The sequence below is a fragment of the Nocardioides ferulae genome (genome assembly GCF_003660455.1).
Classification (GTDB): domain Bacteria; phylum Actinomycetota; class Actinomycetes; order Propionibacteriales; family Nocardioidaceae; genus Nocardioides; species Nocardioides ferulae.
The window spans coordinates 501,329-516,235 of sequence record NZ_QZVR01000002.1; the positions used below are offsets into that span (position 1 = coordinate 501,329).

Below are 14,907 nucleotides of genomic sequence, written 5' to 3' on the forward strand. Positions count from 1 at the left end.
CACGGTCGAGGACGCTACCCACCGCCACCCACCGCCACCCACAGCCGGACCCAGATCGGCTCTCTCCACACTCGCCTCGAGTGCGCCGTCCTCCACAGGCCGAGCCGCGCGGTGCTGCGGCCGGGGGGTGGCCGGGGCCACCGTCGTCCCATGACGACCACGCCCAGCGACTCCCAGCCCCGGCGGACCCTGACCGCCCGCAGCCCCGAGGACCTCCTGGCCGCCGTGCCGGTGCTCCTGGGGTTCCATCCGACCGAGTCGGCGGTGATGATCACGCTCGGCGCCGCCGGCTCCTCCCCAGGCCCCTTCCATGCTCGCTGCGACCTGCCCGACCCGGCACCCGACCCGACCGACGCGTCCGCCCTCGACGAGCTCGCCGAGACGCTGCTGCGACCGGTCAGGCGGCACCGGGTGACTCGCGTCGCGTTCGTGCTCTACACCGCCGACGGCCGGCTCGGCGACCGAGTGGCGGGGGCGCTGCAGCGGCACTTCGGCCGGGCCGGTGTGGGCGTGCTCCCGGTGCTGCGCGCGGACGGCAGCCGATGGTGGACCTGCCCCGCCGGCGGCCACGGTTCGCCTCGACACGGCGTGCCCTACGACGTCTCGTCCCATCCGTTCCTCGTCGAGTCGGTGGTCCTGGGTCGAGTCACCCACGGCTCGCGCACCGAGCTGGCCGACATGGTCGCGGCGGTCCCGGAGCTCGTGGCGGCGGTCGACGACGCACTGGCGGAGATCGAGCGGCAGAGCTCCGCCCTCGACGCCGGCCGCCGCCTCGACGGGCAGCTGGCCAGGCTCGCGCGAGCAGCCGCCCTCGCGCGAGGCGAGCGGCCACTCGGCTCCGTGCCCGACATCGCCGAGACGGCGGCGCTGCTGGATGCGCTGACCGAGGAGTCCGCCCGCGACCTCCTGCTGCGCTCGATCGACCGGGAGTCCGCGTCCGAGCACGTCACGCTGTGGACCACGGTGCTCCGTCGGGCTCCGCAGCGGGCTCTCGCCGGCCCGGCCCTGCTGCTGGCCTGGTCGGCCTGGCAGGCCGGCGACGGGGCCCTGGCCTGGTGTGCGCTCGACAGGGGCGCCGAGGCCGGCGCCGAGACAGGGGAGTCGGACCCGATGGCGGCGCTGCTGGAGCGGATGCTGGCCGAGGCCGTGCCACCCTCGGCGGTCGCCGACCTCTGGGCAGGGCTCGACGAGATCGAGCTCCTCGAGGAGGAGGCGTGGCGGGCTGCCGAGCAGGGCTGCGAACTGGACCGGTGAGTCGTCGTGCGACCTGATGCCGTGACACAGCCGACCCGCACCGCCCCGGATGCGGGCGCCGGGCGCGGGGTACCCCCGCGCCATGGATATCCGCACGGTCGGCGTCGAGGAGGAGCTGCTCCTGCTCGACCCGGCCACCCGCCAGGTGAGCGCCCGGGCCCGGGAGGTCCTGAAGGGCCACCGCGAGCACGGCGCCGGACGTGAGCCCAGGGCGGCGAGCGACGAGCTCGACCAGGAGCTGTTCCTGCACCAGGTGGAGACGCGCACGGACCCGACCACCGACGTGCCGGCCGCGGTCGAGCAGCTCCGCGCGGCGCGCAGGTCGGCCGGCCTGGCTGCTCGGGAGGCGGGACTGGCGGCGGTGGCGTGCGGCATCGCGCCGGTCGAGCTGACTCATCCCCGTGTCTCCCCGGACGACCGCTACCGCGACATGGTCGACACCTTCGGCGAGGTGGCCCGCTCGGCCGGGACCTGCGGCATGCACATCCATGTCGGGATCGGCTCCGACGACGAGGGAGTCGCGGTCATCGACCGGCTGGCGCCGTGGCTGCCGGTGCTGCTCGCCGTCAGCGCCAACTCGCCGTACGCCGCGTCCCGGGACACCGGCTACGCCTCCTGGCGCTCGCAGGTGTGGGGCAGGTGGCCCAGCGCCGGCCCCACCGAGGCGTTCGGGTCGATGGCCGGCTACCGCGCCGCGGCCGACGGGCTGCTCGCCAGCGGCGCTGCCCGGGACCGCGGCATGCTCTACTTCGACGCGCGACTCTCCGAGGGACAGCCCACGGTCGAGGTGCGCGTCTTCGACGTCTGCACCGACCCGGCCGACGCCGGTCTGCTCGTCGCGCTGACCCGGGCCCTGGTCGAGCACGCCGCCCGCGGCTGGTCGGCCGGCGAACCGGCGGACCGGTGGCGCAGCGAACAGCTGCGAGGGGCTCAGTGGCGCGCCGCCCGATGGGGCCTCGGCGACACGCTGATGCACCCGCTCCGCCGCGAGCTGCGTCCGGCCCGCGAGGTGCTGGAGTCCCTGGTGGAGCTGGTCGGCAGCGAGCTCGACGAGGCCGGCGACCTGTCGGTCGTCGAGGACGGCGTGCCCCGCGTGCTGCGCGGGGGCGGGGCGACCCGGCAGCGGGCCGCCTTCGAGCGCAGCGCCGGCCAGGACCGCGACGGCATCGACGGGGTCGTCGACGACCTGGTCGAGCGCAGCGAGCGGGCCTGGGCCCTCGGACCCGTCTTCTAGGCTGCGGACATGGGCGAAGAGGTGGAGGCACAGGAGTTCTCCCGCGCGGACCGCACCCGACACCGCGAGAAGGTGCGGCGCTGCCTCGACGTGTTCGCCCGGATGCTGCGCGAGGCGCGCTTCGACACCGACGACCCGATGACCGGGCTCGAGGTCGAGCTGAACCTGGTCGACGAGCGCGGTGACCCCGCGCTGAGGAGCAGCGAGGTCCTCGACGCGGTCGCCGACCCCGACTTCCAGACCGAGCTGGGCCAGTTCAACATCGAGATCAACGTGGCGCCGGCCCGGCTGCGCGAGCGCGGGTTGAGCGGCTTCGAGGAGAGCCTGCGGCGCAGCCTGAACGCCGCCGAGCAGCACTCGGCCGACCTCGGCACGCACCTGGTCATGATCGGCATCCTGCCCACCCTCGACCACGGGCACATGACGGCCGCGAGCCTGAGCCCCAACCCGCGCTACCACCTGCTCAGCGAGCAGATCCTGGGCGCCCGCGGCGAAGACATCACGCTGGCCATCACGGGTCCCGAGCGGTTGGCCACGACCGCCGACTCGATCGTGCCCGAGGCCGCCTGCACCAGCACCCAGCTGCACGTGCAGACCTCTCCCGCGCTGTTCGCCTCCTACTGGAACGCCTCCCAGGCGATCAGCGCCATCCAGCTGGCCCTGGGTGCCAACGCCCCCTTCCTGCTCGGCAAGGAGCTGTGGCGCGAGACCCGGATCCCGCTCTTCGAGCAGGCCACCGACACCCGCGGCGAGGAGCTGAAGGCGCAGGGTGTGCGCCCGCGCGTGTGGTTCGGCGAACGGTGGATCACCTCGGTGTTCGACCTGTTCGAGGAGAACGTCCGCTACTTCCCGGCGTTGCTCCCGGTGACCGACGCCGACGAGGACCCGCTCCAGGTGCTCGAGGGCGGTGGCACGCCCAATCTCGCCGAGCTGCGGCTGCACAACGGCACGGTCTACCGCTGGAACCGCCCGGTCTACGACATCGCCGGAGGAGTCCCGCACCTCCGGGTCGAGAACCGGGTCCTCCCCGCCGGACCGACGGTCGTCGACACCATGGCCAACGCCGCTCTCTACTTCGGCCTGGTGCGGGCACTGGCCGAGCACGAGCGACCGCTGTGGTCCCAGATGTCCTTCAGCGCCGCCGAGGAGAACTTCCACCTGGCCGCACGGCACGGCATCGACGCCCAGGTCTACTGGCCCGGCGTCGGCCAGGTGCGCGCCACCGAGCTGGTGCTGCGGCGGCTGCTCCCGTTGGCGCGCGAGGGGCTGGCTGCGTGGGGCGTCGACGCGGCGGAGAGCGACCGGCTGCTCGACATCATCGAGCAGCGTTGCCTCACCGGCACCAACGGCGCGGAGTGGTTCGTGCGCCGCATGCATGGGCGCGCGGACCAGGACCGCTTCGACGCCTTGCGGGCCACGCTCCTGGACTACCGCGACCGGATGCACTCCAACGAGCCGGTGCACACCTGGGACTGAGCACGTCGAGCATCACCCACGAAGCACCCAGCCCTCCGGGGTGACCACGACGAAGCGCAGCGGACGGCCGGCCTCGGCGAACGCCGCGCGGGCCGCGGCGTACCAGCCGGCGTCGGAGTCCTCGACCTGGTGGCCCCCGTCGCGGGTCAGCCACACCCAGGGGTCGGCCGCCGGACAGCGGCGCAGCAGGGCCGCCACCACATCGGTACGCAGCGTGTGGTCGGAAGACTCACCGGGCCGTAGCGCGAACGCCACGGCGGAATCGCCGGGGCGCCCGAGACGGAGCACGACCGCCCGCCGGACGGCCGGCAGGGCGGCGGCGATGCCGGCACACCCGACGTCGAACCCCTCCTCGGGGCTGGGCCGGGCGTCACTGCCGTGATCGATCTCGTCGAGGGACGCTCGGGTCATGGTCGCTCCGTCATGGGCACAGCCTTCCCCTGCGGCGACACACCGTCACGGTTGTCCACAAGTGCACGGCGTCAGGAGGGATTCGATAACGTGCCCAGTGGGCCGACCGGCCCGACAGCGACGAGAGCACCGAGACGAGGAGAGCGATGTCGACCGTGGTGGTGGGCTACGTGCCCAAGCCCGAGGGCGAGGCCGCGCTGGCGAAGGCGATCGACGAGGCGAAGCTGCGCAGCGCCAAGCTGGTCGTGGTGAACTCCCATCGCGGTGGGCGGGAGTTCGACGCCGAGTCCGCGATCCAGACCGAGAACGACATGGAGGACGTCGAGCGCCGGCTCAAGGAGACGGGGTTGCCCTTCGAGGTCCGCGAGCTCGTCCGGGGTCTCGAGCCCGCGGAGGACCTGATCAACGTCGCCGAGGCCAACGAGGCCGAGCTGATCGTGATCGGCCTGCGTCGTCGCTCCCCGGTGGGCAAGCTGATCCTGGGCAGCAACGCCCAGCGCATCCTGCTCGACGCCCACTGCCCGGTGCTGGCGGTCAAGGCCGACTGACGTCCCCGGTGCGAGGGCGCCCCGGTGCCCCTCGCACCGGTGGTCCCCGCATCGTGCGCGAAGATGACCCCCATGGCCATCCACATCACCGGTGACCCTGCGGCCGACAAGGTCCTCGAGGAGTCGCCGTTCGCACTGCTCGTCGGCATGATGCTCGACCAGCAGTTCCCGATGGAGCGTGCCTTCGCCGGCCCGGCGAAGGTCCTGGAGCGCTTCGGCAGTCTCGATCCGGCCGCTATCGCCGCGGCCGACCCCGACACGTTCTCCGAGCTCTGCCGGCGTCCCCCGGCGATCCATCGGTACGGCGGCTCGATGGCGACCCGGCTCCAGGCGCTCGCGGCGCTCGTCGAGCAGCGCTACGACGGCCGCGCCGAGCGGCTGTGGAGCGAGGCCGCCACCGGCGAGGAGCTGCTCGCCCGGGTGATGGAGCTGCCGGGCTTCGGCAAGCAGAAGGCGCAGATCTTCGTCGCGCTCCTGGCCAAGCAGCTCGGCGTCCGTCCGCCCGGGTGGGAGGCGGTGGTCGGCGACTACGCGCTCGAGGGTCACCGGTCGGTGGCCGACGTCGTCGACGCCGAGTCGCTGCAGCGGGTGCGCGACTACAAGAAGCAGAAGAAGGCGGCCGCCCGCTCCGCGGCCACCTGACGGATCGGACGTCGCCCGAGGGCCGGGGGAGTGGTCCGGCCTCACCGGCGCCGTGGCAGAATGGTCCGAGCGGCACTTGACGACACCGGGCCTCGCCGCGCCCAACTTCGATCCACCGTCGGTTTCCCAGTCAGCTCACGAGAGGTGTTCGTGTCCTCGAACGCGCGCAAGATTCCCGCCGAGGTGCTCTCGCATCCCGCCGTCGCCGCCCTCATCGAGCGGGCCCAGCCGACCGGCACGCTCACCCCTGACGAGGTGCGCCAGGCCTCGGAGGACGCGGCCGTCGAGCCGCGGCACCTCAAGTCGCTGCTGCAGCACCTGAGCGGCTTGGGCATCTCCGTGCACGTGCCGGCCACCACCGGCCGGGCGGCCGCGGCGACGACCACCCGCAAGACCACCACCGCGAAGGCGGCGAAGGCCCCCGCCAAGAAGGCGGCCGCCAAGAAGGCCGCTGCGACCCCGCAGCCCGCCGGCGAGGAAGCCGCCGCGGCACCGGCCGTCGGCCCCGACGGCAAGAAGGTGCTGCCCGACCTGCCCGACGAGCAGTTCGAGAAGGACGTCGCGGCCGACCCCTCCATCGAGGAGGACGAGAAGCAGGCCTCGTTCGTCGTCTCGGCCGCCGACGACACCGACGAGCCCGAGCAGCAGGTCATGGTCGCCGGCGCGACGGCCGACCCGGTCAAGGACTACCTCAAGCAGATCGGCAAGGTGCCGCTTCTCAACGCCGAGATGGAGGTCGAGCTCGCCAAGCGCATCGAGGCCGGGCTCTTCGCCGACGAGAAGCTGGCCAAGGGCGGGAAGATCTCCGAGAAGCTCCGCGAGGAGATGGAGTGGATCGCCGAGGACGGCCGGCGGGCCAAGAACCACCTCCTCGAGGCCAACCTGCGGCTGGTCGTCTCGCTCGCCAAGCGCTACACCGGCCGCGGCATGCTCTTCCTCGACCTGATTCAGGAGGGCAACCTGGGCCTGATCCGTGCGGTCGAGAAGTTCGACTACACCAAGGGCTACAAGTTCTCGACCTACGCCACCTGGTGGATCCGGCAGGCCATCACCCGCGCGATGGCCGACCAGGCGCGCACCATCCGCATCCCGGTGCACATGGTCGAGGTCATCAACAAGCTGGCCCGGGTGCAGCGGCAGATGCTGCAGGACCTCGGCCGGGAGCCCACGCCCGAGGAGCTCGCCAAGGAGCTCGACATGACCCCCGAGAAGGTCATCGAGGTCCAGAAGTACGGTCGCGAGCCGATCTCGCTGCACACCCCCCTCGGCGAGGACGGCGACTCCGAGTTCGGTGACCTCATCGAGGACTCCGAGGCCATCGTGCCGGCCGACGCGGTCTCCTTCACCCTGCTGCAAGAGCAGTTGCACGCGGTCCTCGACACGCTGTCCGAGCGCGAGGCCGGCGTGGTGAGCATGCGGTTCGGCCTGACCGACGGACAGCCGAAGACGCTCGACGAGATCGGCAAGGTCTACGGCGTGACCCGCGAGCGGATCCGCCAGATCGAGTCCAAGACGATGTCCAAGCTGCGCCACCCCTCGCGCTCGCAGGTGCTGCGCGACTACCTTGACTGACCCAGACCGACCTGCCGAGACCTCCTCGGGCCGAGCAGTGCGCCCGTGGACACCCCCCACAACCCTGGACCGCCAGGGAGGAGAACGATGACCGGAACCGTGGACGAGCGGCCCTTCAGTTCGGCGTACGACGCCGAGACCGGCGTGCTGGCCATCAGCGGCAGCATCGACGAGCTCTCGGGTGTCGCCCTGCGCGACTCGCTGGAGAAGGAGTCGGCAGGCTACTCCCGCCCGCTGGTCGTCGACCTCAACGACGTCGACTTCCTGCCGAGCCTGGGGGTCGGGGTGCTGGCCGTGGCTCGCGAGAACGCGCGCAAGGCCGGCCACGAGCTCGAGTTCGTTGCGCGTCGCGGCTGCATCGCCCAGCGGGTGCTGGAGATCTGCGGGCTTCCCTACCGGGAGGCGTGAGCCGGGCTGGTGGTCCTCAGGTGGCCACCACGCCGCCGACCCAGACGAGCGTCGCCAGGACCGCTGCGGCGAGTTCGATGAGGATCGAGAGCCCGACCGCGGCCAGCGCGGACTTGGTCGACGGCCAGGCGAGTCGTGCGCCGAGACGGTGCCGCTCGGCGAGATAGACGCCGAGCACGAAGCCGGCGAAGATGCCGACGACCGGAACGACGAAGAACCCGGCGACCGCCAGCCCGGCGCCCGCCCACTGCGTCGAGGCCGGGATGCCGGCCGACTTGAGCCGGCGGCCCGGCACGGCGTACTTCACGACCGTTCCGGCGGCGAGGAGCACGGCCGCGGCGGCGAGCACCCCCCAGGCGGTGGTGCCCCCCGTCTGAACCGCCCAGACGCCGATGGCGGCCAGCACCAGGATCGAGCCCGGCAGCACGGGGACGAGGATCCCGACCAGGCCGATCAGGATCGCGATCGCGACCACGACTTCGGTGAGACTCACGGGCCACACCCTTTCACGACGGCGACGGCCCCGAACGCTTGCGTTCGGGGCCGTCGCGGCAGTCGGTGGGCGGTGTCAGTGCTCCGGGGCGGGCGTGGGGGAGTTGCCGAGCTTGTGCGTCTCGTCGATCACGGCGACCGCGATCTCCTTGAGCTTGTCGCCGTGCTCACGCGCGTGGTGGGCGCAGAACAGCAGCTCGCCGCCGCTCTGCAGCTCTACGCGAAGGTAGGCCTGGGCTCCGCAGCGGTCACAGCGGTCCGCAGCGGTCAGCGGCGCACTGGGGGCAAGTGCAGTGGTCACATCGGCCTCATTTCGTCGTTCGTTCGGTGTCTTGCTCAACGTAGCCGGAGACTGCAAGATTCCCGCCGCCACGTAATCTCGGACACGCCTATCTGATCGTCCATCTGATCACGAACCTGATTCCCTTGCCCGACCGATTCCATGCGCCGGACGACACTGGTCCGGACCGGCAGGGCCGCACGCCCTCGAGTCTGGCCCCTGGCCGGTTCCGACGCGCCGGGGATGGCCGAAACGGCGGCGCGTCGTGACCACATCGTGACGTCACTCACGGCCGGTCCGTGACCCGGTGCGGGGGTTCGCCCGATCCAGGCGTGCCTGCGTCGGACCTAGCGCCTGCGCGGGTAGATTCGGGTGCCCGGGCACGGCGACCGCCCCGCGTCGTCGGCCACCACCACCGCGCCAGGAGCCTCCGATCGACAGCACGTACAACGCCGCCCACCTCCTGGTCCTCGAGGGCCTCGAGGCCGTGCGCAAGCGCCCCGGCATGTACATCGGCTCGACCGACACCCGCGGCCTCATGCACTGCCTGTGGGAGATCATCGACAACGGCGTGGACGAGGCGCTGGCCGGCCACGCCCAGCGGGTCGAGGTCACCTTGCACCCCGACGGCTCCGCCGAGGTGCACGACGACGGCCGGGGCATCCCCACCGACAAGGAGCCCCGCACCGGGCTTCCGGGCGTCGAGGTGGTGGCGACCAAGCTGCACGCGGGCGGCAAGTTCGGCGGGGGCTCCTACAACGCCTCCGGAGGGCTGCACGGGGTCGGCCTCTCGGTGGTCAACGCGCTGTCCTCGCGCATGGACATCGACGTCCAGCGGTCGCCGTCCGAGCAGGGGCTGTCCTTCCGCCGCGGCGTCCCGGGAGTCTTCGACGCCGACGGGCCGGGGGCGGGCTTCGAGGCGCGCTCGGGGCTGACCCGCAAGGGCGGCCGGGTGGCCAAGGGCCGCAGCGGCACCCGCATCCGCTTCTGGCCCGACCGCCAGATCTTCACCAAGGAGGCCACGTTCGAACTCGAGGGCCTGCTGGGCCGGGCCCGGCAGACCTCGTTCATCGTGCCCGGCCTCGAGCTGGTGATCCGCGACCTGCGCGGCGACACCCCGGTCGAGGAGAAGTTCCGCCACGAGGGCGGCATCGCCGAGTTCGTCGAGTACCTCTCCGCCGACCAGCCGGTCACCGACGTGCTCCGCCTGCAGGGCACCGGCAGCTTCACCGAGACCGTCCCGATGCTCGACGACCACGGACAGATGACCCCGCAGGACGTCGACCGCGAGCTGGTGGTCGACATCGCCGTCCGCTGGGGCACCGGCTACGACACCTCGCTCCGCTCGTTCGTCAACGTCATCGCGACCCCCAAGGGCGGCACCCACGTGTCGGGGTTCGAGGCCGCGCTCACCAAGCCCTTCAACGACGCCATGCGCTCGGCCAAGGTGCTGCGCGCCGCCGACCTCGACGTGATCAAGGAGGACGTGCTCGAGGGGCTCACCGGGGTGGTCACGGTCCGCCTGGCCGAGCCCCAGTTCGAGGGGCAGACCAAGGAGATCCTCGGCACGCCCGCGGTCCGCAGCGAGGTGCGCAAGATCGTCGCGAAGCAGCTGACCGCCTTCCTCACCAGCAGCAACCGGGCCCAGAAGGCCCAGGCCAAGCTGCTCATGGAGAAGGTCGCCGGGGCGGCCAAGACCCGGATCACGGCCCGCCAGCACAAGGAGACCCAGCGTCGCAAGAACGCCCTGGAGTCCTCGACGCTGCCGTCCAAGCTCGCCGACTGCCGCTCGGGCGACAACGACCGCAGCGAGCTGTTCATCGTCGAGGGAGACTCGGCGCTCGGCACCGCGAAGCTCGCCCGCAACTCCGAGTTCCAGGCGCTGCTGCCGATCCGCGGCAAGATCCTCAACGTTCAGAAGGCCTCGGTCGGCGACATGTTGAAGAACGCCGAGTGCGCCTCGATCATCCAGGTGGTCGGCGCCGGCTCCGGGCGCACGTTCGACATCGAGGCCCGCCGCTACGGCCGGATCATCTTCATGGCCGACGCCGACTCCGACGGCGCCCACATCCGCTGCCTGCTGGCGACGCTGTTCTTCAAGTACATGCCCGACCTGATCGCCGAGGGCCGTGTCTTCTCCGCGGTGCCGCCGCTGCACCGCATCGAGATCTCCAACCCGAAGAAGGGTCAGGACAAGTACGTCTACACCTACTCCGACGACGAGCTGCAGCGCCGGCTGGCGGAGCTGAAGAAGAAGAACGTGCGCTGGAAGGACCCCGTCCAGCGCTACAAGGGTCTCGGTGAGATGGACGCCGACCAGCTGGCCGAGACCACGATGGACCCCCGCCACCGGACCCTCCGCCGGATCACCGTCGACGACGCGGAGGCCGCGGCGCAGGTCTTCGAGCTGTTGATGGGCTCGGAGGTGGCGCCGCGCAAGGAGTTCATCGTGCAAGGGGCTTACGAGGTCGACGTCGAGGCGCTCGACGCCTGATCCGGGGACGATCCGGGCCTGTGGGCTCCGGCGCGACGCGGCGGAGCCTCGCTGCTAACGTGTCCGCGCATCGATCGCGCCTACTCGGGGGGACTCATGAGCGACCAGAACGGACCGTCCGCTCCGGGACCGTGGGGCGAGCAGCCCCCGCAGCCGTACGCCGGGCCCTACGGGTCGCCGTACGGTCCGGGGCAGCCGGGCCCCCAGGGGCAGCCGCCGGGCTACTACCAGCCACCGCCGGCGAAGAAGTCCCGGGCGGTCTGGTGGATCCTGGGCGGGCTCGGTGTCGTGCTGCTGGTCGGTCTGGGCGGCTGCCTCGCGCTCGTGGGCCTGTTCGTCAACGAGATCGACGAGACCATCGAGGAGGCCACCGCCCGGCCCGAGCCGCAGCAGGTGGCCGAGGGGGAGTCCTTCACCTTCGACGGCTTCGAGTTCGACGAGGGCTGGCGGGTGGCCACCGACGAGTACGACAGGTTGTCCATCAAGGGGCTGCGGGCCACCAACGTCGAGAACGACGACCTGCCCGGGGCCGGCTCCAGCGCCACGCTCACCTTCAAGCTGATGGACGGCACCGAGAACCTCGCCGAGATCTCCTGCTCGAGCAACCGGCTCGACGAGGGCCAGTCGTCCGCGATGGACTGCTTCTCCAGCGACGAGATACCGCCCGCCTACGAGACGATCAGCGTCTCGAGCTCCTGGTGACCACCATGCTCGAGGTGGTTCGCCTGGCCGGGCGCCTGATGACCGCCTCGGGCGTGACGATGGTGCTGCTCGCGATCGTCGCGCACGGAGCCGGCGAGCCGCGCGACGGCGGCAGCTGGAACACGCACGGCGACGCCACGTGGGTGCTCGCGGTGCTCGGCAGCCTGCTGCTCGTCAACGGGCTCATCGTGCTGTGGTGGCAGCGCGAGCGAGAGATCGAGGAGGAGGAGCGTGCGCGACTCGAGCAGGCTCGCCGAGCCTCGCCGGAGTGACGCCGATCAGGCCTGCCGGTCCAGGAGCCCGGTGTCGACGTCGTAGACGAAGCCGGCGACCTTGACCGTCTCGGGCACCAGCGGGTGCGAGCGGACCTTCTGCACGTCCTCGGTGAGCGCGGCGACCTGGTCGGCGATCACGTGGAACGGCTGCCACGAGGCGTCCTGGCCGGCCGACTCGGTCACCCTGCGGCGCAGCTCGGCCTCGGTGTTCGAGGCGACCGCACAGCGGGTGTGGGGCACGATCAGCACCCGCTCAACACCCAGCAGGTGGACGCCGAGCACCAGCGCCTCCATCGCCTGCGGGGTGACGCGGCCGCCGGGGTTGCGGAAGATCTTGGCGTCGCCGTGGTCGAGCCCGAGCATCCGCAGCGGGTCGATGCGCGAGTCCATGCAGGTCACGATCGCGACCCCGGCGCGAGCCACGCCGTCGAAGCCGCCGAGGTCGAAGTCGGCGGCGAAGTCTCGGTTCGCGGCGAGCAGGTCGTCGAAGTCGGCGTCGGGGCCAGGGGTGAGGTCAGCCGGGGCGGTCATGGCCGGAAGGTATCCAAACCGGGTCGGCGCGTGCACCCGGGGATCGAAGGATGGGCGTGACGTGCGCCACTAGGCGCGGCCTCAGGCTCAGCCGGCGGCGCGCAGCGACTCGGCCGTGTCGATCTCGCGGGTGTCGGCACCGCGGAAGAGCAGCAGGGCGAGCCCGGCGGCGACCAGCGCGCACACCGCCGCCCCGAGGAACACGGTGTGCTCCTGGGCGATGCCCGCGGACCGGATCAGGTCGGTGAACTCCGCGCACCGGGTGCTCCCGTCGCACACCTCCCGGGCCGGGGGCAGGTCGGCCTGCTCGGCGTAATAGGCGCGCAGCCCCAGGGTGGTCAGCGCGGAGATGCCCACCAGCATGCCGACCATCCGGGCCACCACGACCATGGCGCTGACCACGCCGTGCACGGCATGCTCGGTGGCCGCCAGGACGGCCGCGTTGACCGGCGCGAGGGCCAGCCCGAAGCCCAGGCCGCCGAGCACGAGCGGGATCGTGGCCGTCCACTGCTCGAGGCTGTCGAACTCCCAGCGCGACATCAGCCAGAACCCGACCGCGGCCGACGCCATGCCGACCGCGGTGACCGGCCCCGACCCGAGGCGGCGAGTGAGGTAGCCGCCCGCCACCGCGCCGACCGGCAGCGCCACCAGGAAGCGCAGCAGCACCAGCGCGGCCGCGAGCTGGGAGTCGGGGTGCACGGTGGTGCGGGCGAAGAGCGGGATGTCGATCAGCGCCGCGATCAGCGCGGCGCCCACGAAGAAGCTGACCAGGACCGCCCCCCACGCGGGGGTACGCCGCAGCGCGCCGCGCGGGAGCAGCGGTGCCTGCGCCCGCCGCAGGTGCACGACGAATCCGGCGCCGGCCAGCCCGGAGCCGAGGAGGTACCACCATCCGCGGTCGGAGAAGACCTGGATCTCGGGATCGGCGGTCGCGAACGCCAACACCACGCCGCCCAGCGCGATCGCTAGCAGGGTGGCCCCGCCCAGGTCGGCCTCGCGCGCGGCCCCCCACCAGCCGCGCAGGTCGACCAGCGGGCGCCGGGCGGTCAGCCAGCGGGCCAGGGTCAGCAGCGCCGCGGCGACCGTCGCCAGCCCGAGCGGGGTCAGCCACCGTCCGTCGCCGGCGTACGGGATGAAGAGCTGGCCCCAGTAGAGGTCGCGGAGTACGTCGGGAGGGCGGACGAACAGCAGCCCGCCCAGGAGCAGCGTCGCCGTCCCGAAGACCGCCCCGAGGAGGTCGAAGCGGCCAGGAGCCGGCTCGGGTGCGGAGCCGGACCGTCGGCCCAGGGCGCGCACCGCGGCGGCCAGGGCCAGGCCCACGGCGAGGTTGAGCAGGAAGATGCCGCGCCAGTCGGCCAGCGCCAGCACGACGGCGCCGAGGAGCGGACCCACGACGCTGCCGATCTCCTGGACGGCCGAGACGACCCCCAGCGGTACCGCGCGGCGGTGGGGTGGGTAGAGGTCGGCCACCAGAGCCAGGGTGGCCGGCACCAGGCCGCCGCCGCCGACCCCTTGGAGGAACCGGCCGGCCACCATCGACGGCATGTCGTAGGCGAGCGTGGTCACCAGCGACCCGAACGCGAAGAGCACGAGGCCGGCGACCAGGACCGGCAGCCGGCCCCGCAGGTCGGCGATCCGGCCGATCAGGGGCAGCATCGCCACGTAGCCGAGGAGGAAGCCGGAGACGATCGGTGCGGCGCGCTGCAGCTCGTCGATCGGGATGCCCGCGTCGGTCATCATGTCCGGCAGGGCCAGCACCACGACGTAGGTGTCGGCCGCGGCGAACGCGACCGCCACCGCGGCCAGCGCGAGCAGCAGCCCCTCGGCGCGGCCGGGGCCGGTCTCCCCCCGGGCCCCGGTCACGGAGCGGTGATCTCCTGCTCGACGCCGTAGTCGGTGAAGCCGAGGGTGTAGGTCACCGGGTCGGCGTCGGCGTAGAAGGCACCGGTCAGCACCACCTCGCGGAGCTCGTCGTCGTCGGTGACGGTGTAGGTCGCCTCGAAGTCGCCGGAGGCGCTGGGGATGATCGGGGCGACCACGTCGCCGGGCACCGTGCCGGTGTACTCGGTGAGCACCTCGGCGTTGTCCTCGCCGCCGCGGACCGACTCACCCTTCTCGACGTCGCCGGTGGCGGTGAGCAGGGAGGAGAAGCCGTCGTCGGGGCTCATCAGCTCGGCAGGGTCGGGCGCGCCGTACTCGGCGGGGTCGATCTCCTGCCACCCGGTGGTGAGTGGCAGCTGGGCGTAGACCACGCCGTCGACCGCGACCACCGGGACGTCGGGCTCGAACGCGCCGATCGGCACGGTGATCGAGCCCTCGAAGGCCGGGGCGCGGGTGCCGACGCCCTCCGCCGAGAGCAGCCCTTCGACGCCGTCGGGCAGCTCGTCGGTGCGCAGTGTGATGCGCACGCCGTCGGCCTCGTCGAAGGTCTGCTTGGCGGCGGCGAGCACCTCCTCGGGGCTCCGGTCGTCGTCCCCGCCGCCGACGTCGCCGGTGCAGGCGACCAGCACCGGAGCGAGGGCGACCGCGACCACCGCGATGAGGGCGGCGCGGCGACGGGGTGGGCGGGAGGAGCGCAGCGAGCTCAT

The 14,907-nt window shown here is 72.3% G+C and carries 16 protein-coding genes; 10 read left to right on the forward strand and 6 right to left on the reverse strand.

The window, feature by feature from the left end:
- Positions 1-150 precede the first annotated feature (150 nt).
- The 3 genes from D6B71_RS05400 (at position 151) to D6B71_RS05410 (ending at position 3,964) form a co-directional block, all read left to right on the forward strand.
- Positions 151-1,254 carry a DUF4192 domain-containing protein gene (locus D6B71_RS05400; protein ID WP_121252724.1) on the forward strand — a complete coding sequence of 368 codons (1,104 nt, stop codon included), beginning with the start codon at positions 151-153 and terminating at the stop codon, positions 1,252-1,254.
- An 82-nt stretch (positions 1,255-1,336) separates the two neighbouring features.
- On the forward strand, positions 1,337-2,488 hold the full coding sequence (locus D6B71_RS05405) for a carboxylate-amine ligase (RefSeq protein WP_121252726.1): 1,152 nt from the start codon (positions 1,337-1,339) through the stop codon (positions 2,486-2,488).
- A gap of 9 nt (positions 2,489-2,497) precedes the next feature.
- A complete protein-coding gene (locus D6B71_RS05410) occupies positions 2,498-3,964 on the forward strand; it encodes a glutamate-cysteine ligase family protein (protein ID WP_121252728.1) in 1,467 nt (488 codons plus the stop codon).
- A gap of 12 nt (positions 3,965-3,976) precedes the next feature.
- Here D6B71_RS05410 and D6B71_RS05415 read toward each other — a convergent pair whose 3' ends face one another.
- Positions 3,977-4,375: a hypothetical protein gene (locus tag D6B71_RS05415; RefSeq protein WP_121252730.1), complete on the reverse strand. Its 399-nt coding sequence runs from the start codon at positions 4,373-4,375 to the stop codon at positions 3,977-3,979.
- A 146-nt stretch (positions 4,376-4,521) separates the two neighbouring features.
- On the opposite strand from D6B71_RS05415, the gene D6B71_RS05420 reads away from it, so the two are divergent.
- The 4 genes from D6B71_RS05420 to D6B71_RS05435 all read left to right on the forward strand — a co-directional run bounded on the left by D6B71_RS05420 (position 4,522) and on the right by D6B71_RS05435 (position 7,545).
- The gene (locus D6B71_RS05420) at positions 4,522-4,923 is read left to right on the forward strand and encodes a universal stress protein (RefSeq protein ID WP_121252732.1); all 402 of its coding nucleotides are present in this window, start codon (positions 4,522-4,524) and stop codon (positions 4,921-4,923) included.
- Between the two features lie 72 nt (positions 4,924-4,995).
- On the forward strand, positions 4,996-5,565 hold the full coding sequence (locus D6B71_RS05425; RefSeq protein WP_121252733.1) for an HhH-GPD-type base excision DNA repair protein: 570 nt from the start codon (positions 4,996-4,998) through the stop codon (positions 5,563-5,565).
- Positions 5,566-5,709: 144 nt separating this feature from the next.
- Positions 5,710-7,137 (forward strand): RNA polymerase sigma factor, encoded by a 1,428-nt coding sequence (locus tag D6B71_RS05430; RefSeq protein WP_121252735.1) that lies wholly within the window; start codon positions 5,710-5,712, stop codon positions 7,135-7,137.
- Positions 7,138-7,224: 87 nt separating this feature from the next.
- On the forward strand, positions 7,225-7,545 hold the full coding sequence (locus D6B71_RS05435; RefSeq protein ID WP_121252737.1) for an STAS domain-containing protein: 321 nt from the start codon (positions 7,225-7,227) through the stop codon (positions 7,543-7,545).
- A 16-nt stretch (positions 7,546-7,561) separates the two neighbouring features.
- On the opposite strand, the gene D6B71_RS05440 is transcribed toward D6B71_RS05435, so the two are convergent.
- Both D6B71_RS05440 and D6B71_RS05445 read right to left on the reverse strand, forming a co-directional pair.
- Complete coding sequence (locus D6B71_RS05440) at positions 7,562-8,038, reverse strand: DUF456 domain-containing protein (RefSeq protein WP_121252739.1); 477 nt, start codon at positions 8,036-8,038, stop codon at positions 7,562-7,564.
- Positions 8,039-8,113: 75 nt separating this feature from the next.
- A complete protein-coding gene (locus D6B71_RS05445; RefSeq protein WP_121252741.1) occupies positions 8,114-8,338 on the reverse strand; it encodes a DUF7455 domain-containing protein in 225 nt (74 codons plus the stop codon).
- A 412-nt stretch (positions 8,339-8,750) separates the two neighbouring features.
- Here D6B71_RS05445 and D6B71_RS05450 point away from each other — a divergent pair, with 412 nt between their 5' ends.
- The 3 genes from D6B71_RS05450 to D6B71_RS05460 all read left to right on the forward strand — a co-directional run bounded on the left by D6B71_RS05450 (position 8,751) and on the right by D6B71_RS05460 (position 11,785).
- The gene (locus D6B71_RS05450) at positions 8,751-10,811 is read left to right on the forward strand and encodes a DNA gyrase/topoisomerase IV subunit B (protein ID WP_121253007.1); all 2,061 of its coding nucleotides are present in this window, start codon (positions 8,751-8,753) and stop codon (positions 10,809-10,811) included.
- A gap of 96 nt (positions 10,812-10,907) precedes the next feature.
- A complete protein-coding gene (locus D6B71_RS05455; protein WP_121252743.1) occupies positions 10,908-11,513 on the forward strand; it encodes a hypothetical protein in 606 nt (201 codons plus the stop codon).
- Complete coding sequence (locus D6B71_RS05460; RefSeq protein ID WP_121252745.1) at positions 11,510-11,785, forward strand: hypothetical protein; 276 nt, start codon at positions 11,510-11,512, stop codon at positions 11,783-11,785. The genes D6B71_RS05455 and D6B71_RS05460 overlap by 4 nt, the downstream gene beginning before the upstream one ends.
- Positions 11,786-11,791: 6 nt before the next feature.
- On the opposite strand, the gene D6B71_RS05465 is transcribed toward D6B71_RS05460, so the two are convergent.
- From D6B71_RS05465 to D6B71_RS05475, 3 genes are all read right to left on the reverse strand, one after another.
- Complete coding sequence (locus D6B71_RS05465; protein ID WP_121252747.1) at positions 11,792-12,319, reverse strand: beta-class carbonic anhydrase; 528 nt, start codon at positions 12,317-12,319, stop codon at positions 11,792-11,794.
- An 87-nt stretch (positions 12,320-12,406) separates the two neighbouring features.
- Positions 12,407-14,182, reverse strand: coding sequence for an MFS transporter (locus tag D6B71_RS05470; protein ID WP_240641103.1), 1,776 nt, complete (start codon positions 14,180-14,182; stop codon positions 12,407-12,409).
- On the reverse strand, positions 14,179-14,907 hold the full coding sequence (locus tag D6B71_RS05475; protein WP_121252749.1) for an LppX_LprAFG lipoprotein: 729 nt from the start codon (positions 14,905-14,907) through the stop codon (positions 14,179-14,181). The genes D6B71_RS05470 and D6B71_RS05475 overlap by 4 nt, the downstream gene beginning before the upstream one ends.